This is a genomic window from Leeuwenhoekiella nanhaiensis (assembly GCF_002744755.1).
GTDB classification, from domain to species: domain Bacteria; phylum Bacteroidota; class Bacteroidia; order Flavobacteriales; family Flavobacteriaceae; genus Leeuwenhoekiella; species Leeuwenhoekiella nanhaiensis.
Map to the genome: position 1 here is coordinate 257750 of NZ_KZ319290.1, position 20660 is coordinate 278409.

General features: G+C 40.2%; 16 protein-coding genes. 3 read left to right on the forward strand and 13 right to left on the reverse strand.

The window, feature by feature from the left end:
• Positions 1-112 precede the first annotated feature (112 nt).
• Genes CJ305_RS19830 through CJ305_RS10015 form a run of 3 tightly spaced genes read left to right on the forward strand, consistent with a single transcriptional unit; the run spans position 113 to position 4381 of the window.
• Positions 113-1492 carry a T9SS type B sorting domain-containing protein gene (locus CJ305_RS19830; protein WP_099646125.1) on the forward strand — a complete coding sequence of 460 codons (1380 nt, stop codon included), beginning with the start codon at positions 113-115 and terminating at the stop codon, positions 1490-1492.
• Between the two features lie 22 nt (positions 1493-1514).
• Positions 1515-2441, forward strand: a complete 927-nt coding sequence (locus CJ305_RS10010) for a PorP/SprF family type IX secretion system membrane protein (RefSeq protein ID WP_223248851.1) — start codon at positions 1515-1517, stop codon at positions 2439-2441.
• 17 nt (positions 2442-2458) lie between these two features.
• Complete coding sequence (locus tag CJ305_RS10015; protein ID WP_099646126.1) at positions 2459-4381, forward strand: OmpA family protein; 1923 nt, start codon at positions 2459-2461, stop codon at positions 4379-4381.
• Positions 4382-4727: 346 nt separating this feature from the next.
• Here CJ305_RS10015 and CJ305_RS10020 read toward each other — a convergent pair whose 3' ends face one another.
• The 13 genes from CJ305_RS10020 to fbaA all read right to left on the reverse strand — a co-directional run bounded on the left by CJ305_RS10020 (position 4728) and on the right by fbaA (position 20607).
• Positions 4728-6071: a GntP family permease gene (locus CJ305_RS10020; protein ID WP_099646127.1), complete on the reverse strand. Its 1344-nt coding sequence runs from the start codon at positions 6069-6071 to the stop codon at positions 4728-4730.
• A gap of 1 nt (position 6072) precedes the next feature.
• Positions 6073-7197 carry a glycerate kinase gene (locus CJ305_RS10025; protein ID WP_099646128.1) on the reverse strand — a complete coding sequence of 375 codons (1125 nt, stop codon included), beginning with the start codon at positions 7195-7197 and terminating at the stop codon, positions 6073-6075.
• A gap of 85 nt (positions 7198-7282) precedes the next feature.
• On the reverse strand, positions 7283-7942 hold the full coding sequence (rpe, locus tag CJ305_RS10030) for a ribulose-phosphate 3-epimerase (protein WP_099646129.1): 660 nt from the start codon (positions 7940-7942) through the stop codon (positions 7283-7285).
• Between the two features lie 18 nt (positions 7943-7960).
• Positions 7961-8371, reverse strand: coding sequence for a BLUF domain-containing protein (locus CJ305_RS10035; RefSeq protein ID WP_099646130.1), 411 nt, complete (start codon positions 8369-8371; stop codon positions 7961-7963).
• 179 nt (positions 8372-8550) lie between these two features.
• Complete coding sequence (locus CJ305_RS10040) at positions 8551-9414, reverse strand: sigma-70 family RNA polymerase sigma factor (protein WP_099646131.1); 864 nt, start codon at positions 9412-9414, stop codon at positions 8551-8553.
• 156 nt (positions 9415-9570) lie between these two features.
• The gene (locus CJ305_RS10045) at positions 9571-12300 is read right to left on the reverse strand and encodes an ATP-binding protein (RefSeq protein WP_099646132.1); all 2730 of its coding nucleotides are present in this window, start codon (positions 12298-12300) and stop codon (positions 9571-9573) included.
• A gap of 214 nt (positions 12301-12514) precedes the next feature.
• A complete protein-coding gene (locus CJ305_RS10050; RefSeq protein WP_099646133.1) occupies positions 12515-13714 on the reverse strand; it encodes a glutamate-5-semialdehyde dehydrogenase in 1200 nt (399 codons plus the stop codon).
• Positions 13715-13750: 36 nt separating this feature from the next.
• Positions 13751-14530 carry a glutamate 5-kinase gene (gene proB, locus CJ305_RS10055; RefSeq protein ID WP_099646260.1) on the reverse strand — a complete coding sequence of 260 codons (780 nt, stop codon included), beginning with the start codon at positions 14528-14530 and terminating at the stop codon, positions 13751-13753.
• Position 14531: 1 nt separating this feature from the next.
• On the reverse strand, positions 14532-15338 hold the full coding sequence (gene proC, locus CJ305_RS10060; RefSeq protein ID WP_099646134.1) for a pyrroline-5-carboxylate reductase: 807 nt from the start codon (positions 15336-15338) through the stop codon (positions 14532-14534).
• A 360-nt stretch (positions 15339-15698) separates the two neighbouring features.
• Positions 15699-17927, reverse strand: a complete 2229-nt coding sequence (locus CJ305_RS10065; RefSeq protein ID WP_099646135.1) for a polyribonucleotide nucleotidyltransferase — start codon at positions 17925-17927, stop codon at positions 15699-15701.
• 241 nt (positions 17928-18168) lie between these two features.
• Complete coding sequence (gene rpsO, locus CJ305_RS10070; protein WP_099646261.1) at positions 18169-18438, reverse strand: 30S ribosomal protein S15; 270 nt, start codon at positions 18436-18438, stop codon at positions 18169-18171.
• A gap of 123 nt (positions 18439-18561) precedes the next feature.
• A complete protein-coding gene (accD, locus tag CJ305_RS10075; protein WP_099646136.1) occupies positions 18562-19419 on the reverse strand; it encodes an acetyl-CoA carboxylase, carboxyltransferase subunit beta in 858 nt (285 codons plus the stop codon).
• Between the two features lie 120 nt (positions 19420-19539).
• Positions 19540-20607, reverse strand: coding sequence for a class II fructose-bisphosphate aldolase (gene fbaA / locus CJ305_RS10080; protein ID WP_099646137.1), 1068 nt, complete (start codon positions 20605-20607; stop codon positions 19540-19542).
• Positions 20608-20660: the final 53 nt, after the last annotated feature.

The following is a 20660-nucleotide window of genomic DNA, read 5'->3' on the forward strand; positions in this document are numbered from 1 at the left end:
TTACGATGTAGTAGCTACAGCCACTGATGCTGTCAGTAATGTTTCAACTGATGCTACAGTTGATGAACTTACGATTGATACTACGCCACCTACGGTTCCAACGGTAGATCCTTTGGTAACGAATGACAACACTCCAACAATCACCGGAACTGCTGACTCTGCTGATGATTTGGTAGTGGTTGTAGCCGGAGTTACTTATACCGAAGGTGACGGAAATTTAGTTGACAACGGTGATAACACCTGGACGCTGACAATCCCGAGTCCGCTTGCTGATGGCACTTACGATGTGATGGCTACGGCTACTGATAATTTTGGAAATTCCAGTTCTGATGTTACTACAAACGAACTCACGATTCAAACTGCAATTGCAACCGGAAACCCGCAACAGGCTTTCTGTATTAGCGAAGCAGCTGTGGTAGCAGATTTGGAACTCGATCAGGATACCGTAATCTGGTATGATGCAGCAACAGGAGGTAATGTGCTTCTAGACGATACCCTGCTGGAAGATGGAAAAATTTATTATGCCGCTTTGGTAGTACTGGGAGTTGAGGTTGATGCTCGCTTCGCAGTCACAGTTACATTGACTAACCCGGTTACTCCAACGATTAGTGCTTCTGTAAATGCTCCCTGTCTCGGGGCCGAAGTTACCTATACAACGCAGTCAGGTATGAATAACTACAATTGGCAGGTATCCGCATCAGGTAATGTGATTTCGGGAGGTTCAGCCACAGATAATTTTGTGGTCGTGATTTGGGATATTCCGGGTAATGAAAGCGTTTCGGTAAGTTATGAAGCGGGTGCAGGATGTATTCTCGATACTCCGGCTTCCCTAGAAGTTATTCCGGTAGCCTGTTCAGACTTAATAGTTACCAAAACCGTAGATAACGATATGCCTGCAATAGGTGAGACCGTGGTTTATACCGTGACCGTTCAGAATAATGGTTCTGTGAGTATCAGTCTTATAGAGGTTGAAGACAAGCTTCCGTCAGATCTGGAGTTGGTGAGTTTCCAAACTTCAATAGGAACCTATAACTCCTCTACAGGAATTTGGCTAATACCAGAACTTGCAGCAAACGACAGTGCCGTATTGACGGTTTCGGCACGCGTAAAGGATGGCGAAAATTATCTGAATCGAGCGCGTATTATTAATTCTTACCCTCTGGATTTAGATGCTGATAACAATCTAGCTGAAGTTGACCTTAACCCGGATTGTCTAATGGTCTTTAATGAGTTTTCACCAAATGGTGACGATATAAATGACTTGTTTAAAATACGCTGTCTTGAGCAGTATCCTGAAAATACTTTATTGATTTTTAATCGTGTAGGGCAAAAGGTTTTCTCAAGTGTAAACTACAAGAATGATTGGGATGGTATTGCCAACGTAACTACAGGTTTCAATACCTCAAAAGGTCTCCCTAGTGGCACTTATTATTATGTACTGGAGATAAACGGAGGACGTACACTCAAAGGTTGGTTGTATCTGGCAAACTAAAAAACTTCAAAAAGCGATAATTATGATTTTTAAAATTAAAACCATCATACTGCTAATACTGGCTTTTTTCAGCTATGTCTTTGAGGTTTTCGCACAGCAAAACCCAAACTACACGCAGTATATGTACAATACAATGACTATTAATCCGGCTTATGTGGGTTCTACTGATTATTTCAATATAACAGCTGACTATAAAGCACAGCTTACGGGTATAGATGGGGCTCCGGAAACTAATAATGTGGGGTTTGAGAGTCCAGTCACTTATAACGTGGGGCTGGGACTCAATATCACCCGAGATGTGTTAGGGCCAATAGAAGATGTGAAAATAGATGGTAATTTTTCCTATTCCTTTCAGGTTGGGGTTGATACCTATCTCGCTTTTGGTCTCAAAGCAGGCTTTAGAGTGCTCAATGTTGATTTTACCAAGGGTATCTACGAAAATCCAAATGACCCCGCGTTTATGAATAATATTGATAACGAGTTTTTGGGAGTTTTGGGAGCCGGAACCTACCTGTATACTGATAAATGGTATTTGGGGTTATCTACCCCTAATTTCTTTTCGCAGGAATATTTTGATGAGGAAGATACCCGTGTGGAGACCGAAGAGATGAGTATTTTTTTAATCGGTGGATATATTTTTGACATCGGCAGTAGAACCAGGTTTAAGCCCGCAGTGTTATTTGATTACGTGCAAGGGGCACCCTTGCGTACTAATCTTTCTGCAAATTTTCTATTATACGAGAAACTAACACTGGGTTTGGCTTATAGTATGGATGCTTCGGTAGGAGCGCTGGCCGGTTTTCAAATTACCGATTCGATTTTTATAGGTTATGCCTATGAATACAATACCTCAGATTTTAATCAATATAACGACGGTAGTCACGAGTTGCTGATTAAATTTTCTTTGGCCCGTAAACGCGGTGCCACTTATTCACCCAGATTCTTTTAAAACCCAAACGACAGACTATGAAGATCTATTTGTTTTTTTTAACCCTGATTTTAAGTACTGCCGGTTTTAGTCAAAAAAAGCTGGAAGAGGCAAACCAGTTGCACGACACATTCAGGTATGTTGATGCGGCTAAAGCTTATGAGGAGTACCTTGCAGAGGCCAAAGATGTAGCAACTTTAACCTGGATGCGTATAGGTGATACGTATTACAATTTAAAGGAGTATCAAAAAGCTAACGAGGCTTATAAAAAGTGGTACGAAGATCCAACACACGAATTAAACGTGCGACAGGGGTATCAATATCTGGATTCTTTCAGAAGATTGAAACGTTATGATGAGGCGCATACAATTGTAGAACGCTATTATAAAGAGTACAGTACTAAAGAAAAACTGACGGCTTATTACGAAGAACGCGACCGTTTTGAGGAACTTATAAAGAATGACACCTTATATACCGTCAAGAATGCTGCATTTAATTCGGCTTATGCCGATTTTGGTGGAAGTTTTTTAGAAGACCAATTTGTTTTTTCGTCATCAAGAAATAAAACGGATAATGAAATCACAGACAGGGATTATACGCCTTACCTGTCTTTATACAGTTTACAGATTTCAGAAGCTAACCCCGGTCAAAATCCTCAATTATTTAATGAGCAGATTGAAAGTCCTTATCACGATGCTACAGCATGTTTCACGGCAGATGGCAAAACGATGTATTATGCTTCCAGTTTTCAAAGTGGAAAAAAGAAGGTCTTTGATGGAGATAAACGCAATCATTTTAAAATTTACCGGGTTGACCTTACAAAAAAGAAGCCGGTAAAAGAATTGCTTCCTTTTAATGTTGAGGGGTATTCTACAGGTCATCCATACCTCACTGAAGATGGGTCAAAATTGTTTTTTGCCTCAGATATGCCCGGAGGCTACGGGAAGGCAGACATTTATGTGTGTGATGTGTATCCTGATGGTACGTTTTCAAAACCCAGAAATCTGGGTCCGTTACTTAACAGTACGACAGATGATTTCTTTCCCTATTTTAAAGGTGATGTTTTGTATTTCAGCTCTGCCGGCCACGTGGGTTTTGGAGGTCTTGATATGTACAAATCCTTTTATAAAGACGGTATTTATGGAACTCCTATAAATTTGGGTCCTGTGATCAATACCAACGCAGATGATTTTGCCTACGTAGAAGGTAAGACACCTAATACGGGTTATTTTTCATCGGATCGGGCAGGCGGTAAAGGCGATGATGATATTTATGAGTTTACTTACAATCTGGAGCTTTGCCAGCAATTTGTTTCAGGAACGGTTTACGATTTGGAAACCCGGCAGCCCTTAGCAGATGCAACCGTTACGCTATATATAAATGAAAATGAGAAATTTAGTGAGGTACGAACAGATGAAAACGGTGCTTACCGGCTTGAAGTTCTTTGTGAAACAAACTATACCATTGAGGCACACAAAGCAGGCTATAGTAAAGATGGTTTGAATTTAAATACTGATGTGACACCGGGTAGAACGATGAAGCTGCTCGATTTTAAAATCAAAGATCTCTCTGAAATATTTACCACAGATGGGGATGTCGAAAAAATCAAGGTTGATCCCATCTATTTTGAATATTACCGATACAATATCAATTCGGTAGCGGCAATTCAGCTTCAAAAGGTAGTAGATGTTATGAATGCGTATCCTGATATGATTATAAAAATCGAGTCACACACAGATCAACGAGGTACTGATTATTTTAATAAGGAATTGTCAACCAATCGTGCAGAAGCCACACGTGACTGGCTTATAAGCCGTGGAATTGCTGCAAACCGTATTGAAAGTGCCATTGGTTATGGCGAAAGCCGTCCCATAAATATTTGTAACGAAAAAGGAGCTAATTGTACAGAAGTGGAATATTCTGAAAATAGAAGATCTGAGTTTATCGTGGTCAAACGATAATGAAGAATTAAGATTGTAGCAGCCAATGCTGTTTAATTCGGGGGAGAGGCCCGAAGCTTTAAAGCTTCGGGCTTTAATTTTATAGGAGCTTAGTTTTTAATCTGAAATGTTAAAGTGCAGGCTAATGTGTTAAAATTTGAAAAAAATGAGGAATTCCGTATAAAATAATCCCTGGTATTTTAGTTCTTTGAAATGGCTGAAAAAATAATTAGTCTTTGAAAAATTTCAGTCAAGTGATTTCAAAAAAGGATGGCAGATCACACTCCTATTTATATTAATTCGTAAGCTGTAGGGGGCGTATCGGGTTAATTATTTGAGTGCTGGTTTGCCTTTTTTTCTTTCCTTCCTATGCACCTAGAAGATTAAAAGCCAAAAGCAAAAGAATAAAACCGATAACACCTTGTAAAAAGGTAGCAAAAGTATGTGTGCGATAGGCTTCTTTCACACTCATTTCCCCAAGCTGACTTACGATCCAGAAATACGAATCATTGGCGTGCGAAACAGTTACAGATCCGGCTCCTATGGCTAATATGGCCCAGACTTTTCCCGTCTCTGAATCAAGACCCAGTGCAGGAAGCAGGGGCAAAAGTATTGATGAGACCGTAATCAGCGCAACTGTTGATGAGCCCTGCGCAGACTTGAGAACTGCAGCAAGCAAAAAGGGAATCACCAGACCAATTGATGCATTAAAGTGCAAAGTCTCAAATCCCTGAGTGAGGTTAGCTTGTTGGATTACACTTCCCAGCGCACCTCCCATAGCGGTAATCAATAGTATAGGTGCAGCCTGCTGTATCCCTTTTTTAATAACGTCATTGATTGATAGGTCTTGCTTGAAACACAGGTAAAAAGCAGTCAGTACACCCACTAAAAGTGCGATAACCGGGTCACCCAAAAATTCAAGGGCAACAATCACATAGTACAAACCGGCTATTGCGGATAAAAACGGAGTAAATGCCGCAAACGCCATAAGAAGAATGGGTAACGCGAGAGGAATAATAGCCAGACTGAAATTTAAGTTTGAACGGGTTTCCTGCTCCTGAGTGGTATGAGCTGCTATTTCTGTTAAGCTTTCTTCAAACTTTCCCTTCCGGAACAAATAGTAAGCATAGAAACCCCCTATGAGCATAAGAATCAGAGCAAAGAAGCCACCCCCAAGCAGAAGTACGTAAAGATTTTTCAGCTGTAAATTTGCAGCTGCTGCGAGAGGTCCGGGGGTGGGGGGCACCAGGACGTGAGCAGAAAACAAGCCGGTTGAAAGCGCAATGGTGAGACCATTGCGTTTAAGCCGATTTCCCAGCGCCATTTTTTTGGCCAAGGGTGCCAAAATAACAAATGCGGCATCACAAAAAACCGGTATCGAAACAATATAACCCAATCCGCTTACAACAAAAGGTAGCGGCAATCTGCGAAATTTCTTAAGAATAGTCTGGGCGATAACCTGAGTCGCGTTTGTTGCTTCAAGCGCTGCGCCTATAAAAGAGCCAAAAAGAATAAGCAATCCTATGTTTTGAAACATGTTTCCAAAACCTACAGAAATGACTTTTGGGATTTCGATTAAAGGAGTTTGTAGCAGCATTGCCAGTCCCAGAGCACTTATAAGCAACACAAAAAACGGATGCCAGCGCAAATAACTGGTGCCAATAATGATCCAAATAATAACAATGCCAATAAAGAGAAGGTCTAAACCCATATCAAATAAAATCTTTAAGGGTATGCGCAACTTTATCACTGAGTAGCCGGGCTGCATTTTTCTTTGCGTACTCCAGAGTCATAGCTTCGGTTTTGATGGCAAAAGCTCCCGTAAAACCACAGTCCATTAAAACCTGAGGATCAGCCGTAACACCACCCGAGTAGAGCAATACCGGTTTTCGGTGCTTTTGTGCTAAGGCAGCAATCTTAAAAGGTACTTTGCCAAATGTACTCTGGTCGTCAGTGCGCCCTTCACCGGTAATAATAAGGTCTGCCTGTTTTATTTGATCTTCAAGTCCGGTAAGTTCTGCCAAAATATCAAAACCATTTTTGAGTTCTGCATCAGTAAATGCAAGCATTCCTGCGGCCGTACCTCCGGCGGCACCGCCACCTTCCTGATCCAGAATTTTTTTCTCAGTCTCTTTTTCCAGCATTGTCCCAAACCGAACCGTCGCGCGTTCAAGCCGATCAATAATATCTGGCGTAGCCCCTTTTTGCGCAGCATAGATAAATGCAGCACCATGTATTCCGGTAAGTTTGTTTTGCACATCACAGGCAATAGTAAATCGGCTGCTTTTTAATTCAGGTACGAGATTTTCGGCATTAATTGCTCTACACTTTTCAAGTGTAGCGCCGCTCGCATCAAGTGTATTTCCATTTGCATCCAGAAGTTTTCCGCCCAAAGCATTAAAAATTCCCGTAGCTACATCATGAGTCGCGCTGCCACCTATGCCTAAAATTATATGTTCTTTACCCCGCTCAAGCGCGTGACGTATTTGTAAACCGGTACCGTAAGTTGAGGTGTTTAAAGGGTTTTGTTCTTCGGGTTTTAGCAGGGCAAGACCTGAAGCCTGGGAAAGCTCAATCCATACCGTTTTTGAATCTGCAAATTCAAAATAAGGGGCTGTAAGTGCCCGGCCTAGGGGATCCTGAGTTTCTACAGCAATGCACTTCCCAAGGTTGAGTGCACCCAATACCTCAAAGGCTCCCTCACCGCCGTCGGAGAAGGGGAGTAGTTTGCATTGTGCCTGTGGTAAGCATCTTTCGATACCTGAGGCAATAGCGCGTGCTACTTCAGAAGCGCTAAGACTTTCTTTAAAGGAATCTGGTGCAACAAGGATTTTCAATTAAAAAGACTTAAGATTCAGTAAGTTAATCTTAAAATTTTAAACGGAAAAATCGTCGAGGCCCTTTTGGGATGAGCGATAGAGGTCAGGAAATAAGCTTCTTAAGCTGAGAGATGGTTTCAACAGGGTCCTGAGCTTTGAAGACAAAGCTTCCGGCAACCAGAACATCGGCACCACTATCTATTAGTTTCGCCGCATTTTGATCGGTCACGCCGCCGTCAATTTCAATTAGGGTAGAGGCATTGTGGGTGATGATAATTTCTTTAAGGGATCTAATCTTTTTATAGGTGTTTTCTATAAAGCTTTGGCCCCCAAAACCGGGGTTTACGCTCATAATGATCACGATATCAATATCTGAAATAATGTCTTTTAAAAGATCTACGGGTGTATGAGGATTAAGAGCGACACCGGCTTTCATACCTGCGGCTTTTATCGCCTGAAGCGTTCGATGTAAATGCGTGCAGGCTTCATAGTGTACCGTAAGGTGGGTCGCACCTAAATCAGCAAAAGTCTGGATGTAGCGATCGGGATCTACAATCATCAGGTGAACATCAATGACCTTGGTAGCGTGACGGGTAATAGCCTGTACAACAGGCATTCCAAAAGAGATATTGGGCACAAAAACCCCATCCATAATATCTACGTGAAACCAGTCTGCTTCACTGGCATTTACCATTTTTATATCCCGCTCGAGGTTTGCAAAATCTGCAGCGAGTAGGGAAGGGGCTAGGTATGTAGGTTTCATTTAATATGTTTTAAAGTATTAATGCATTTTGGCCAAAATATTCTCTAGAATAGAAATGGTTGAGTTGATTTTTTGATTTTCTAAAAGTTTCAGATTTAAAAGATAATTATTCAGTTTGTCTAAAACCAGTTTGTTTTTTGGCACTAGAAAGCCAGATTCGTAATCGCTAAAAATTCGATTCTCAGATTCATCTTCTAATATCTGGGTGACATTTTTATGTCTTTTATCATTTTTTATTTTACTAAATAATGCGAGAACTTCGTTTTTATTTCCTTCCAGAAGCTGTAAAAAATTCCCATCTCGATAAACTAGAAACCCTGAAATATCCAATTCTTTATTCCAATCTGCAACATTGTCTAAAATATCTTGAATAGCATTTGGTGTAGTTGAATTAGAAGAATCACTGAGATAAATTAAATAATAAAACATAAGCTAAAGTTATGAAATAAAAAATCCCCGGTAATCAGCCGGGGATTCATTCATCAATCAAAAAACGAACAGTTATGATGAACTGTTGTTGCTTTAAATATTTTTATTTTAGGGTTGCAGGCAATTTAATAAAAAACCTGCTTATCTCCTTATTTTTAACGAATTCTTGTAAAAAGCGCTTAGCCCAGATAAGTTTTAAGAATTTTACTACGTGAGGTATGCTTCAAACGACGGATAGCTTTTTCTTTGATTTGACGCACGCGCTCGCGGGTTAGTTCAAAAGTTTCTCCTATTTCTTCAAGAGTCATAGGTTGTTGATTGCCAAGGCCGAAATATAAGCGAACGACATCAGCTTCACGGGGTGTAAGCGTCTCCAGAGCGCGTTCTATTTCGGTACGAAGTGATTCTGTGATCAACTCACGATCGGGGTTTGGCGACTCGCCAGAACGCAATACATCATACAGGTTTGAATCTTCTCCATCTATTAAAGGAGCGTCCATACTTACGTGTCTTCCGGCATTTTTCAAAGATTCCTTAACATCGTTAATGGTCATGTCAAGCTCTTTAGCGATCTCTTCAGGACTTGGAGGTCTTTGATTGGCCTGCTCTAAAAAGGCGTAGGTTTTATTGATTTTATTGATAGAACCAATTTTGTTAAGCGGAAGTCTTACAATACGCGATTGTTCTGCCAATGCCTGAAGGATAGACTGTCTGATCCACCATACCGCATAAGAGATAAATTTGAAACCTCGGGTCTCGTCAAAACGTCTTGCAGCTTTAATTAAACCCAAATTACCTTCATTGATCAAATCAGGTAAGGTCAAACCCTGATTCTGGTATTGCTTTGCTACCGAAACCACAAATCGCAAGTTTGCTTTAGTTAGTTTTTCTAATGCACGTTGATCACCGGCCTTGATGCGCTGAGCGAGTTCTACCTCGTCTTCGGCTGTAATAAGATCTACTTTCCCTATTTCTTGAAGGTACTTGTCTAAAGAAGCGGTTTCCCTGTTGGTAACCTGTTTAGTAATCTTGAGTTGTCTCATTGACGTTTACGTATTAATTGAGCATTATACCCATTATACGTATCAAGCAAAGAAAAGGTTACAACAGAATTGAATTTTTTTTAGAAAAATTTAACAATACGAGATGTCAGGCGTATTGATATTTTGCTATAAATCTGAAAATCAGAATATTATTACTTATTTATTTTTCGTTTTTAATTCAATAAGTTTGACATTTACTTCCGTCAGGGCTTGAGTATACAAATCTTCGAAAGTCTTAAGGTGCTTTTTGGCCTCTGTTACTTTTGAAGAGTCCTTTATAAGGCTCTCTATCTGCTGTAAATGATAGCCGTGTCTGGTCATGCCCAGATTCATGAAACTTGATTTCATCTTATGTGCTGTAGTACTGGCCTGTAGATAATACTCCTGTTCTACACATTTGCGGAGACTTTTAAGATCATCAGGAGTTTCCTGGATAAAAACTTCCAAGAGAGCGATTACAAATTTTTTGTCATTATCAAAAATATCAAGCAGATGCGCGATGTCAACAGATTTTGATTGTTGCGTGATATCAGAGCCTGACGGGGATTTTTCTTGTACCACTTCTGGTTCACTATTTTTATCCTCATCTACAAGCCAAAACAATACTTCTTTTAAAGCTTCCTCTTTTAAGGGTTTAGTCAAATAAAAGTCAATCCCGGCATTGATGGCTTTTTTTCGGGATTCAGGAAAAACATCAGCAGAACAGGCAACGATGGGTACTTTTTTAATCGCGTCTTTGTTAGACTGCCGTATTGAAGCAATGGCTTCGAGACCATTCATTACGGGCATATGCATGTCCATCAGAATCAGATCATAATCTACCTTACCACTCTGGTGTATTTTTACTGCTTGTTCGCCATTTTCAGCAATATCAGCCTCAACGCCCAGACTGCTCAGCAATTGCTTGATGTAAAACTGATTCATCTTATTATCCTCGGCGACAAGAACTTTTAAGCCTTCAAGAGATTTATTTTTGGCAAGATTCGGACGAGAAGTGTTATCAAGATTTTTCAGTTTACTCTTCTTAAAGCTCACATTAAAGCAAAATTCAGAGCCTTTACCTACTTCGCTACTCGCGGTCAACGTTCCTTTTTTCAGATTTATCAATTCTTTGGTAATCGCCAGTCCCAAACCGGTTCCATTAATCTTGGCATTTTCCGGACTTTCAACCTGATAAAAACTGTCAAAAATCGTTTGAATTTTCTCTTCAGGAATTCCTATCCCGGTGTCTTTAACCTTAAAATTAAGGCGTAGTTCTTCATCCGTTTCACTATCGAGTCCTACCTTAAGTGAGATAGAGCCCTGGTGTGTAAATTTTATTGCATTTCCTATGAGGTTGGTAAGAATCTGATTAAGTCTGAATTGATCACCAACTACCACATTAGGTATCACTTCGTCAATATGTGCCGAAAGGGAAAGCCCTTTCTCCCGGGCTTTAATTTCAAACCCATTAGCCAGATTGTAAACTACTTCCCGAAGATTAAAATCTATAGACTGAAGCGATAGTTTTCCGGCTTCAATTTTAGAAAAGTCGAGAATGTCATTAACAATTGACAATAAATTTTTGGCTGAAAAAGAAATTCCTTCAATGTTTTTTTGTAGAATTTCCGGGTCTTCTATGCCGTGTTTAGAAATGATTTCAGAGAGTCCCAGAATTACGTTAAGTGGTGTTCGTATTTCGTGACTCATATTAGAAAGAAAAGTCGATTTAGCCTCTGCTGCTTTTTCGGCACTGATGCGCGCTTTGAGCGTGTCTTTCCGTTTAGAAATATTACGCAGTAAAAGCGTGAAACTTTCTACGGGAGCTGTGTAATTGTTACTAGCGGAAACCTCATAGGTTTCTTTTTTCCCATTTTTCGCAATTAAATCGATTTCGATTCGGCGGCCGATGACGCTTTTTTTGGAGTTTTCATAAAGTCGGGCAATATCCTGCCTTATGGTTTGCGAGACATATTCGGGAAATAGTTCAAAAATATCCCGTTTGAGTAGCTCTTCTTTTGAAAGCTCAAAAATCTTAGCTCCAAGTGTATTGCATTGCAGTATCGTACCGTGTTCATCAAATAGTAAGTAACCATCTAATAAGTTCTCGAGTACGTCATCCTGATTAATGATAACGGGTTTTTCAGGCTCAATAGGAAGGTCTGAACGCTCTTCGGTTACATTTGGGAAAGAGAGTGTTGAAGTATTATTTTCTCTTAATAAAGAGGAAAACAATTGTGGAATAACATCTGAAATACAGGAGACCGCGTCTATGCGTTCAAAATAGATGTTGAAATCGCTTTGCGTTTCTGCAAAAACAGAGTCTACAAAATCCTGCCCGAAGATCTGCCCAAACTCCTTATGAACGGCTAAAGATTCCTCTTTAATGCTTATAAAGAGACTAATCTGCTCTACCAAGGTCTGGTTGCTCGGGGTCTTATGCAGCTTTTTGGTTAATTCTTCAATTCGAATTTGAGTTGCCTTGCGGTCAGGATCCTCATCTCTAAATTTCTTAAGAATAATAAGTATATAAAGTTGTGCAAGGCAAATTTCCTGAGCTTTTCCTTGGCGATATAAAGGTGCAAAGGCATCTGAATTTCCATGTTCGGGAAACTTCAATTTAATTTCGGCTCTTAGTTGCTCTTCGGTACTTATAAATCTGGAGTCATTTATTAGCAGATAACGCTCTAAATCCAGATAAAACTGAAGAATACATAAGTTCTTTAGGTAAGGTTCTTCGGGGAATTGAAAACTTTCAATCTTAGATTTCAAGATAAGTAGTCGCGCGCTTTCAGTCCCTAGCCCAAGCAGGTAACTGAAAAAATCAGGGTGTTCATTTTCCACAGAAAACTCCTGATTGATACTTTTAACACGATGGTTAAATAAGCGATCTATAAATGTACTCATTGAAGTTTGGGGCAATTCCTATAACTGTAAAAGTAATCAATTTTGACGATGAGACAACTTTATTCCTGTAAGAAAAAACTGTAACAGGCTATTTTTTAGTGTATTATGAATGGTAATGTGTGGTTTATAACGCAAAAAGAGCCCGATACAATCGGACTCTTTTGATAATATACACCTATTTTAAGGCTTATTTATTTTGCAATATTTCTAAAAATTATACACGCACGTGACCGTCGCCATATACATAGTATTTATTTGTCACCAATTGCTTCAGACCTAAAGGTCCCCTATGATGTAATTTATCTGTACTGATAGCTAATTCCGCGCCAACACCCATCTGACCTCCGTCTGTAAAACGGGTTGAAGCATTGTGATATACAGCAGCAGTGTCAATATTTTCCATAAAAAACTGTGCTACTTCTGTGTTCTCTGTAAGTATGGCACTCGAGTGTCCACCACTATAGGTATTAATCTTAGCAATAGCTTCGTCGATATTGTCAACAGCTCCCAATACAATTTTCATTGCCAGGAATTCTTCATACCAGGTATCCTCATTTGGAATTTCGGTATTAGAGCTGAGTACCTCTTTAGATTTGGCATCAGCCAAGACTTCCACGCCTTTAGCTTCAAGAATATCTTTTAATTCCTGAATTCTTGATTCATAACTAGGAAGGTTTTTATCTACAAGCACCTTATCAAGCGCATTACAACCTGAGATTTTATCAGTTTTCGCATTGATAATTACTTCAACTGTCTTTTTCCAATCGGCTTCCGGGTGAACATATAGGAAATTATTTCCTCTACCACTCACCAGGACGGCACACTGAGCGTGCTGTTTAACAAAAGCAATGAGACGCTCGCCGCCGCGTGGCACGATAAGATCTAATGGTTGATCCGGATTTCGTAAGAACTCCTGTGTCTCTTCGCGATTTAACTGCAACATTGTGATCCAGTCTTCATCCAGGTTGTTTTCGCGTAATGCCTGTTTCCAGCAATCTACAAGTACAACATTACTGTTATAGGCTTCCTTACCACCTTTAAGCAAGATTTTGTTATTTGCTTTAAAGGCCAATACGGCTGCTTCAATGGTAACGTCAGGTCTTGATTCATAAATGATCAAAATAGTACCAAAAGGCGCTGTTTTATTCACAATATTAAGACCGCTGTCTAAAGTTACGTTTGAAATTTCCTGACTTACGGGATCCTCCTGATCACGCACTTCCTGAATCGCCTGAATCATACCTTCAATCTTTTTGTCATTTACGACTAATCGGTCGTAAAGAGCCTGATCATCACGATTAAAAGCTTCAAGGTCTTTTTTATTTGCTTCTAAAATTTCGGCTTTCCGCTGACCAATTATAGTGATCATAGAATCCAAAACTTTATTTTTAATATCTGTATTTAATAATTGCATATTCTTCTTTTTTCGGATTAGTTTAAGCCAAAGATTTTACTTGGTCTCTGAGAATTTTGTACCAATCTCTTTACCTTCCAGCAAATCGATAATAACATTATGTCGCTTACCATTTGCTATGTAGCAGGTGATGTTCTTGCGGGCAGTTTCTTTGGCAATCTTTAATTTCGATTTCATACCACCACGGCCTTCACCTTCTGCTTTTCGGTTTTCCTGAACGTATTTTTCAACATTCTGTTCAGGATGTACTTCACTTATTTTTTCGGAATCGTCATCATCAGGGTGACCTGTGTACAAGCCATCTGTATCTGTAAGCAAGATAAGAGCATCCGCATCGATTAATTCAGCTACAAGACTTGCTAGCTCATCATTATCTGTAAACATAGACATGGTAAGTGATACAGCATCATCTTCATTAGCGATAGGTACAATACCTTCAGATAGCAATCCCTCATAACAATTAATCATGTTTTCGCGATGCTTACCTGGAGCGAAATCTCTTTTAGTCGCCAGTAATTGCGCGCAATGCATACCAAAACTATTAAATAGTGTATAGTAGTGACGCATCATACGCGGCTGTCCTACCGAAGAAAATATTTGTCTTCGAGTTGAAGGATCGTCAGAGTTGCATTCTCCTAAAACCTCTTTACCGGCAATCGCAGAACCTGAAGAAACCAGCACGGGCTGATATCCTTTCTCATATAATTCTGCTATTTGTCTTACAAGTTCGTGAAGAACGGGGCCAACAATTCTGTTGTTCCTATTCGTCATTACGTTAGTTCCTACTTTTATAACTACGCGTTTTCTTTTCTTCATCTTATTTTTCTTTACCGAGTTCTGTTGCGCGGTTAAACGCTGCATATGCAGCTTCTTTAATTAATTCTTTTACGTTATTATCTTCCATTGAATCTAAGGCAGCACGGGTAGTTCCTCCCTTTGAAGCTACACGATCCATCCAGGTTTCTGGTGACAGATCAGAATCATTGAATAATGCAACAGCACCTTCAAATGTTTGTGATACTAAAACTTTAGAATCGTTGCTGCTGAAGCCCATTTTTAATGCTGCTTCAAGCATAGATTGCATAAAATAAAATATATATGCAGGTCCACTACCAGAAATACCGGTTGAAGCATCAATGAAATTTTCGGTTTCAACATGTATTGACGCACCTGTTGTGTCCAGAAGACTACGTACCGTAAGTAATTCGATTCGACTTACTTCTTTAGATTCTGTGAAAGAAGTAACACCTTTACCTACTTTGGCGGGTAAATTAGGCATCGTACGTATTACTTTTTTAATGCCTAATCCATTTTGAATCGTTTCTATGGTAACTCCTGCCATCAAAGAAACAAATACTTGCTCCTGATTGATATAGGGTTTTATAGATTCAAAGAGAGACTCTTTGTGATAAGGCTTAACAGCCAAAAAGATAACGTCAGCCTGTGGCACACAATCTTCAATACTATCGTACGCATCAAACTGCGCCATGGTTGAAAGAGCTTCCGTTTTTTGTGGGGAGACATCGTAAATCATAAGTTTACGCTTTCCGAGGAATGGAGATGTCGCCATTCCTTCTGCATAGGTAAGTCCCATGTTGCCTGCACCCAATACTAATACTTTCATTAGATAAGTTTTTATTAATTAGTTCGCTCTATATAGTGCAAGGACCATACGAGAGTAGAACCAGAACGGCGTCAGATAGTTCCTTATAAAATAAGTTCTTCTGAGGCCCCTATTCTATAAGGCTTGAGCGGGTATTGCTAAGTAAATGTTAAAGATTAATATTTGAAAGTGTCTTGCGATTTTGGCAGTTTTTCTGCCAAATGCTGTAGTTATGTCAGTTAGTCATGCTTTTTGACTCGAATTAATGCAATATTGATAATTAACTAATATTATTTTAGAGCATATTGTTCTAGTTATCAGAAAGGTATGTGCAAAAAAAAGGAGCCATTAGGCTCCTTTAAATTTTGAGATTAAACTGAATTAGTCTCTTCTGCGATCTCTGTTGCGGTTGTCTCTACCACCTCTGTTATTATCTCGAGATCCGCGATCTTTATTGTCGCTACGTGGAGCACGCTCTTTGTAACCTTCCGGTTTTTCAAGCAGGGCCTTACGCGAAACTTTCTCTTTTTTAGTTCTGGAGTCGATACCGAAGTATTTCACTTCAAATACATCTCCCATATTCACCACGTCACTTACGTTCTCAGTACGTTCCCAGGCTAATTCAGATACGTGTAACAATACTTCGTTACCCGGAGCATCTAAATATTCTACCACAGCACCAAAATCGAGCATCTTGATCACTTTTACTTTGTAGCTGTTACCTACCACAGGCTTGAAGGTTATTGAATCGATCTTAGCAAGAACTGCGTTGATTCCTTCCTGACCGGTACCCAGAATTTCCACGATACCTTCTTCGGTAACCGGATCTTCATTAATAACGATCGTAGTATTGGTTTCTTTCTGCAATTCCTGAATAACTTTACCTCCAGGTCCTATAAGTGCACCAATGTATTCATTGGCAATACGGGTAGTAACCATTTTAGGAGCATATTCCTTCACGTCTTCGCGAGGTTCTGCTATAGTGTCGGTAAGTTTTTCAAGGATGTGTAAACGACCTTCGCGAGCTTGTTTTAAAGCTTTTACAAGAATTTCGTAAGAAAGACCTTTTACTTTAATATCCATCTGGCAAGCGGTGATACCATCTGCCGTACCGGTTACTTTAAAGTCCATATCTCCTAAGTGATCTTCATCACCTAAAATGTCTGAAAGTACTGCGTATTTGCCACTTTCTCCATCAGAAATAAGACCCATTGCAATACCGGAAACAGGCTTCTTAAGCTGAACACCGGCATCCATAAGCGCCATTGTACCGGCACAAACGGTTGCCATAGAAGAGGAACCGTTAGATTCCAATACTTCTGATACCACACGTACAGTATACGGGCAATCTGCTGGTACCATACCTTTAAGTGCACGCTGTGCCAGGTTACCGTGACCTACCTCACGACGTGAAGTTCCGCGAATAGGGCGGGCTTCACCGGTTGAGAAAGGAGGGAAGTTGTAGTGCAGATAGAATTTTTCTTCTCCCTCAAAAGAAGGCATGTCAATCTGGTTAGCTTCTCTTGAAGTACCTAGGGTTACCGTCGCAAGAGCCTGAGTTTCCCCACGGGTAAAAATTGACGAACCGTGTACAGACGGTAAATAATCAACCTCACACCAGATAGGACGTATCTCTGTAGTTTTACGACCGTCTAAACGAAGTCCTTCGTTAAGAGTAAGGTCTCTAACTGCTGCTTTTTCGGCCTTATAGAAATATTTAGAAACCAGTGAACCGAAATCTTCAAGTTCTTCTTCAGAGAAGGTTGCGGTTACTTCTTCTTTAATTTGTTGGAATGCAGCACTGCGTTCGTGTTTTGCAGAACCGGCTTTAGCAACTTCATATACTTTGTCGTATACCAAATCACGCACCTTTTTCTCAAGATCTGCATCTTCGCGCTCAGGCTCGTACTCACGGGTTGCTTTTTTGCCGAATGCTTCCGCAAGGCGTACCTGTGCAGCACACTGAACTTTAATGGCCTCGTGAGCGGCTTTGATAGCCTCGGTCATTTCTTCTTCAGAAATTTCGTTCATTTCACCTTCAACCATCATCACAGAATCAGCAGAAGCACCAATTACCATGTCGATATCAGATTCTTCCAATTGCTTGCGTGATGGGTTGATGATAAACTCACCGTTTACACGACCTACGCGTACCTCAGAAATAGGGCACTCAAAAGGGAAGTCAGAAAGTTGAATAGCTGCAGAAGCTGCGAGACCTGCCATCGCATCTGGCATAACCTCTTCATCGTGAGACATCAACTGAATCATCACCTGAGTTTCTGCGTGATAATCTTTTGGGAACAGGGGACGCAAAACGCGGTCAACAAGACGCATAGTCAATACTTCACCATCGCTGGGACGAGCCTCTCTCTTGAAGAAACCTCCCGGATAACGACCGGCTGCAGCAAACTTCTCACGGTAGTCTACCGTCAATGGAAGAAAATCTACATCACTCTGCTGGTAGTTTGATACTACAGTACACAGCAACATACATTTACCTGATTGTACAACTACAGATCCGTGTGCCTGTTTTGCAAGTTTTCCGGTTTCGATAGAGATTTCTCTACCGTCACCAAGGTCAATGACCTCTTTAAAAGTCTTTGGAATCATAAATTTGATTTTTCATCTGCATCCTAATCAGGATGCGGTTAAACATAAGCCGTTAACCATCAAGGTTAAAGGCAAGGTCTGTTGTGTTGTGTGTAGTGTTTGACCAATGAAAAACCCAAGGATAGCTTTCTTTGCCCTTTCGGGACTTTTGCCGCTAAGCGGCTTTAAAATAGGGTCTGCTGTTTTAAACAACGAGACAGGTAAAAATAAAAGGGGCTGTAAAACAGCCCCTTTTCGAGAATTATTTTCTTAAACCTAATTCCTTAACGATAGCACGATATCTGTTGATATCTTTCTTGGTTAAGTAGTCAAGTAATGCTCTGCGCTTACCTACTAACTTTACCAAAGAACGCTCTGTGTTAAAGTCTTTACGGTTGTTTTTTAAATGCCCGGTTAAATGGTTGATGCGGTATGTGAATAACGCAATCTGTCCTTCAGCAGAACCGGTATCGTTCTTGTCTTTACCGTAAGTGCTGAAAATTTCATCTTTCTTTTCTTGTGTAAGATACATGCCAATATTATTTAAATAGTTTTTATGTATAACGGGCTTTTCCCGTTGAGCCGGCAAAGATACAATTAATTTTGATAAGTAAAGGAGTTTTTTACTTTCAAAAATAAAGTCATCAAGGCCTGATTAATTTCTAACAGGTTGATTTAAAATCAAATCGAGATACAGGTTTACCTTTGCTTTCAATTCCTTACGGTGTGCAATAAAATCAAGGAAACCGTGCTCCTTTAAAAATTCTGCTGTTTGAAAATCTTCCGGTAATTCCTGCCCGGTTGTATCGCGCACCACACGCGGACCTGCAAACCCAATAAGAGCACCGGGTTCAGAAATATTAATGTCTCCCAGCATTGCAAAAGATGCAGTTGTACCACCCGTTGTAGGATCTGTACAAAGTGAGATGTAAGGTATTTTAGCTTCTGCAAGTTGAGCCAGCTTAGCTGAGGTTTTAGCAAGTTGCATTAATGATAATGCAGCTTCCATCATACGAGCACCACCAGATTTTGAAATGATGAGTAAAGGCACATTGTTTTTAAGGGAATAATCTGCCGCACGGGCAATTTTTTCGCCTACAACAGAACCCATAGAACCACCAATAAATTTGAAATCCATCGCAGCAACTACGAGGTCTTTGCCCATACTTTTGCCTACTGCGGTGCGCACAGCGTCTTTCAGGCCGGTTTTGTTTTCGGCATCTTTAAGACGGTCAACGTATTTTTTAGTGTCTTCAAAATTCAAAGGATCTTTTGAAGTCAGGTTTTTGTCAAGTTCCTTGTATTTGCCTTCGTCAAAAAGGATCGAAAAATATTCCTCACTGCCTATGCGTACGTGATAGTCATCTTCCGGACTCACGTAGAAATTTTTAGCCAATTCCTCAGAGTCGATAATTTTTCCGGTAGGAGATTTGTACCAAAGACCTTTAGGGACGTCTTTTTTATTTTCGGTAGCCGTTTGAATTCCTTTTTCTTTCCGTTTAAACCAAGCCATATAATGTGTGCTTTTTAAGTTAAGCCTAGAATTTTACTGCTTAATAGTGCAGCTTTTAAGGGTGAAAAACCCCAGAATTCGCGCTCCGGGGTTTTTGAGATTTTTTTCGCAGAGCGAAAATTATAAAGTATTTACGTTGTTCAGATCTTCAAAAGCCTGTTCCAGACGGGCGATAAAAGACTCTTCTCCCTTGCGTAACCAAACGCGTGGATCGTAATATTTCTTGTTTGGACTATCGTCACCGGTAGGGTTTCCTATTTGAGCCTGCAGGTAATCTGCATTGGCGTCAAAATACTTGCGAATTCCTTCAGTAAAAGCCCATTGTAAATCGGTATCAATGTTCATCTTGATTACACCATAGCCAATAGCTTCACGGATTTCTTCTACAGTAGAACCACTTCCTCCGTGGAAAACGAAATCAATATGATTCTCTTCAACACCGTATTTTTTTGTGATGTATTCCTGAGAATTCTTAAGAATTTTTGGAGTAAGTTTTACGTTACCAGGCTTGTAAACCCCGTGTACGTTACCAAAAGCAGCAGCGATAGTAAACTGATCGCTCACTTTGCTCAACTCTTCGTAAGCATAAGCAACTTCTTCAGGCTGTGTATACAATTTCGAAGCATCAACGTCAGAATTGTCAACCCCATCTTCTTCACCACCGGTAATACCCAGTTCGATCTCTAGAGTCATATCCATCTTGCTCATACGCTCCAGATACTTTTTGCAAAGCTCAATGTTTTCTTCCAGAGGTTCTTCACTCAGGTCAATCATATGAGAGCTGAAAAGGGAATGCCCGTGTTCTTTATAGTATTCTTCAGAGGCATCGAGTAAACCGTCAATCCAGGGAAGTAGTTTTTTTGCGCAGTGGTCTGTGTGTAAAATTACGGTAGCACCATAGCGTTTTGCCAATTCGTGAACGTGTTTTGCCCCTGCAATACCTCCTGCGATAGCCGCCTGCTGGTTTTCGTTAGAATATCCTTTGCCGGCATTAAACTGAGCTCCACCGTTAGAAAACTGAAGGATTACGGGGGAATTCAATTTAGCAGCTGTTTCTAAAACTCCGTTGATCGTGTTAGAGCCGATTACGTTTACCGCGGGTAGTGCATAACCGTTTTCTTTAGCGTGTTTAAAAATTGCCTGAACTTCTTTTCCGGTTGCAACTCCCGGTTTGATCGTATGACTCATAAAATTTTGGTTTCTTAATTAGTGTGCAAAATTAATAAAATATTAGGGGTTAT

Excerpts from the sequence above, each read along its gene's own strand:
- rpsO (WP_099646261.1), bottom strand. The coding sequence starts at position 18,438 with ATGTATCTTACACAAGAAAAGAAAGATGAAATTTTCAGCACTTACGGT.
- fbaA (WP_099646137.1), bottom strand. The coding sequence starts at position 20,607 with ATGAGTCATACGATCAAACCGGGAGTTGCAACCGGAAAAGAAGTTCAG.
- CJ305_RS10010 (WP_223248851.1), top strand. The coding sequence starts at position 1,515 with ATGATTTTTAAAATTAAAACCATCATACTGCTAATACTGGCTTTTTTC.
- proC (WP_099646134.1), bottom strand. The coding sequence starts at position 15,338 with ATGAAAGTATTAGTATTGGGTGCAGGCAACATGGGACTTACCTATGCA.
- CJ305_RS10035 (WP_099646130.1), bottom strand. The coding sequence starts at position 8,371 with ATGTTTTATTATTTAATTTATCTCAGTGATTCTTCTAATTCAACTACA.
- CJ305_RS10015 (WP_099646126.1), top strand. The coding sequence starts at position 2,459 with ATGAAGATCTATTTGTTTTTTTTAACCCTGATTTTAAGTACTGCCGGT.
- accD (WP_099646136.1), bottom strand. The coding sequence starts at position 19,419 with ATGGCTTGGTTTAAACGGAAAGAAAAAGGAATTCAAACGGCTACCGAA.
- proB (WP_099646260.1), bottom strand. The coding sequence starts at position 14,530 with ATGAAGAAAAGAAAACGCGTAGTTATAAAAGTAGGAACTAACGTAATG.
- CJ305_RS10050 (WP_099646133.1), bottom strand. The coding sequence starts at position 13,714 with ATGCAATTATTAAATACAGATATTAAAAATAAAGTTTTGGATTCTATG.
- CJ305_RS10040 (WP_099646131.1), bottom strand. The coding sequence starts at position 9,414 with ATGAGACAACTCAAGATTACTAAACAGGTTACCAACAGGGAAACCGCT.
- CJ305_RS10065 (WP_099646135.1), bottom strand. The coding sequence starts at position 17,927 with ATGATTCCAAAGACTTTTAAAGAGGTCATTGACCTTGGTGACGGTAGA.
- CJ305_RS10045 (WP_099646132.1), bottom strand. The coding sequence starts at position 12,300 with ATGAGTACATTTATAGATCGCTTATTTAACCATCGTGTTAAAAGTATC.
- CJ305_RS10020 (WP_099646127.1), bottom strand. The coding sequence starts at position 6,071 with ATGGGTTTAGACCTTCTCTTTATTGGCATTGTTATTATTTGGATCATT.
- rpe (WP_099646129.1), bottom strand. The coding sequence starts at position 7,942 with ATGAAACCTACATACCTAGCCCCTTCCCTACTCGCTGCAGATTTTGCA.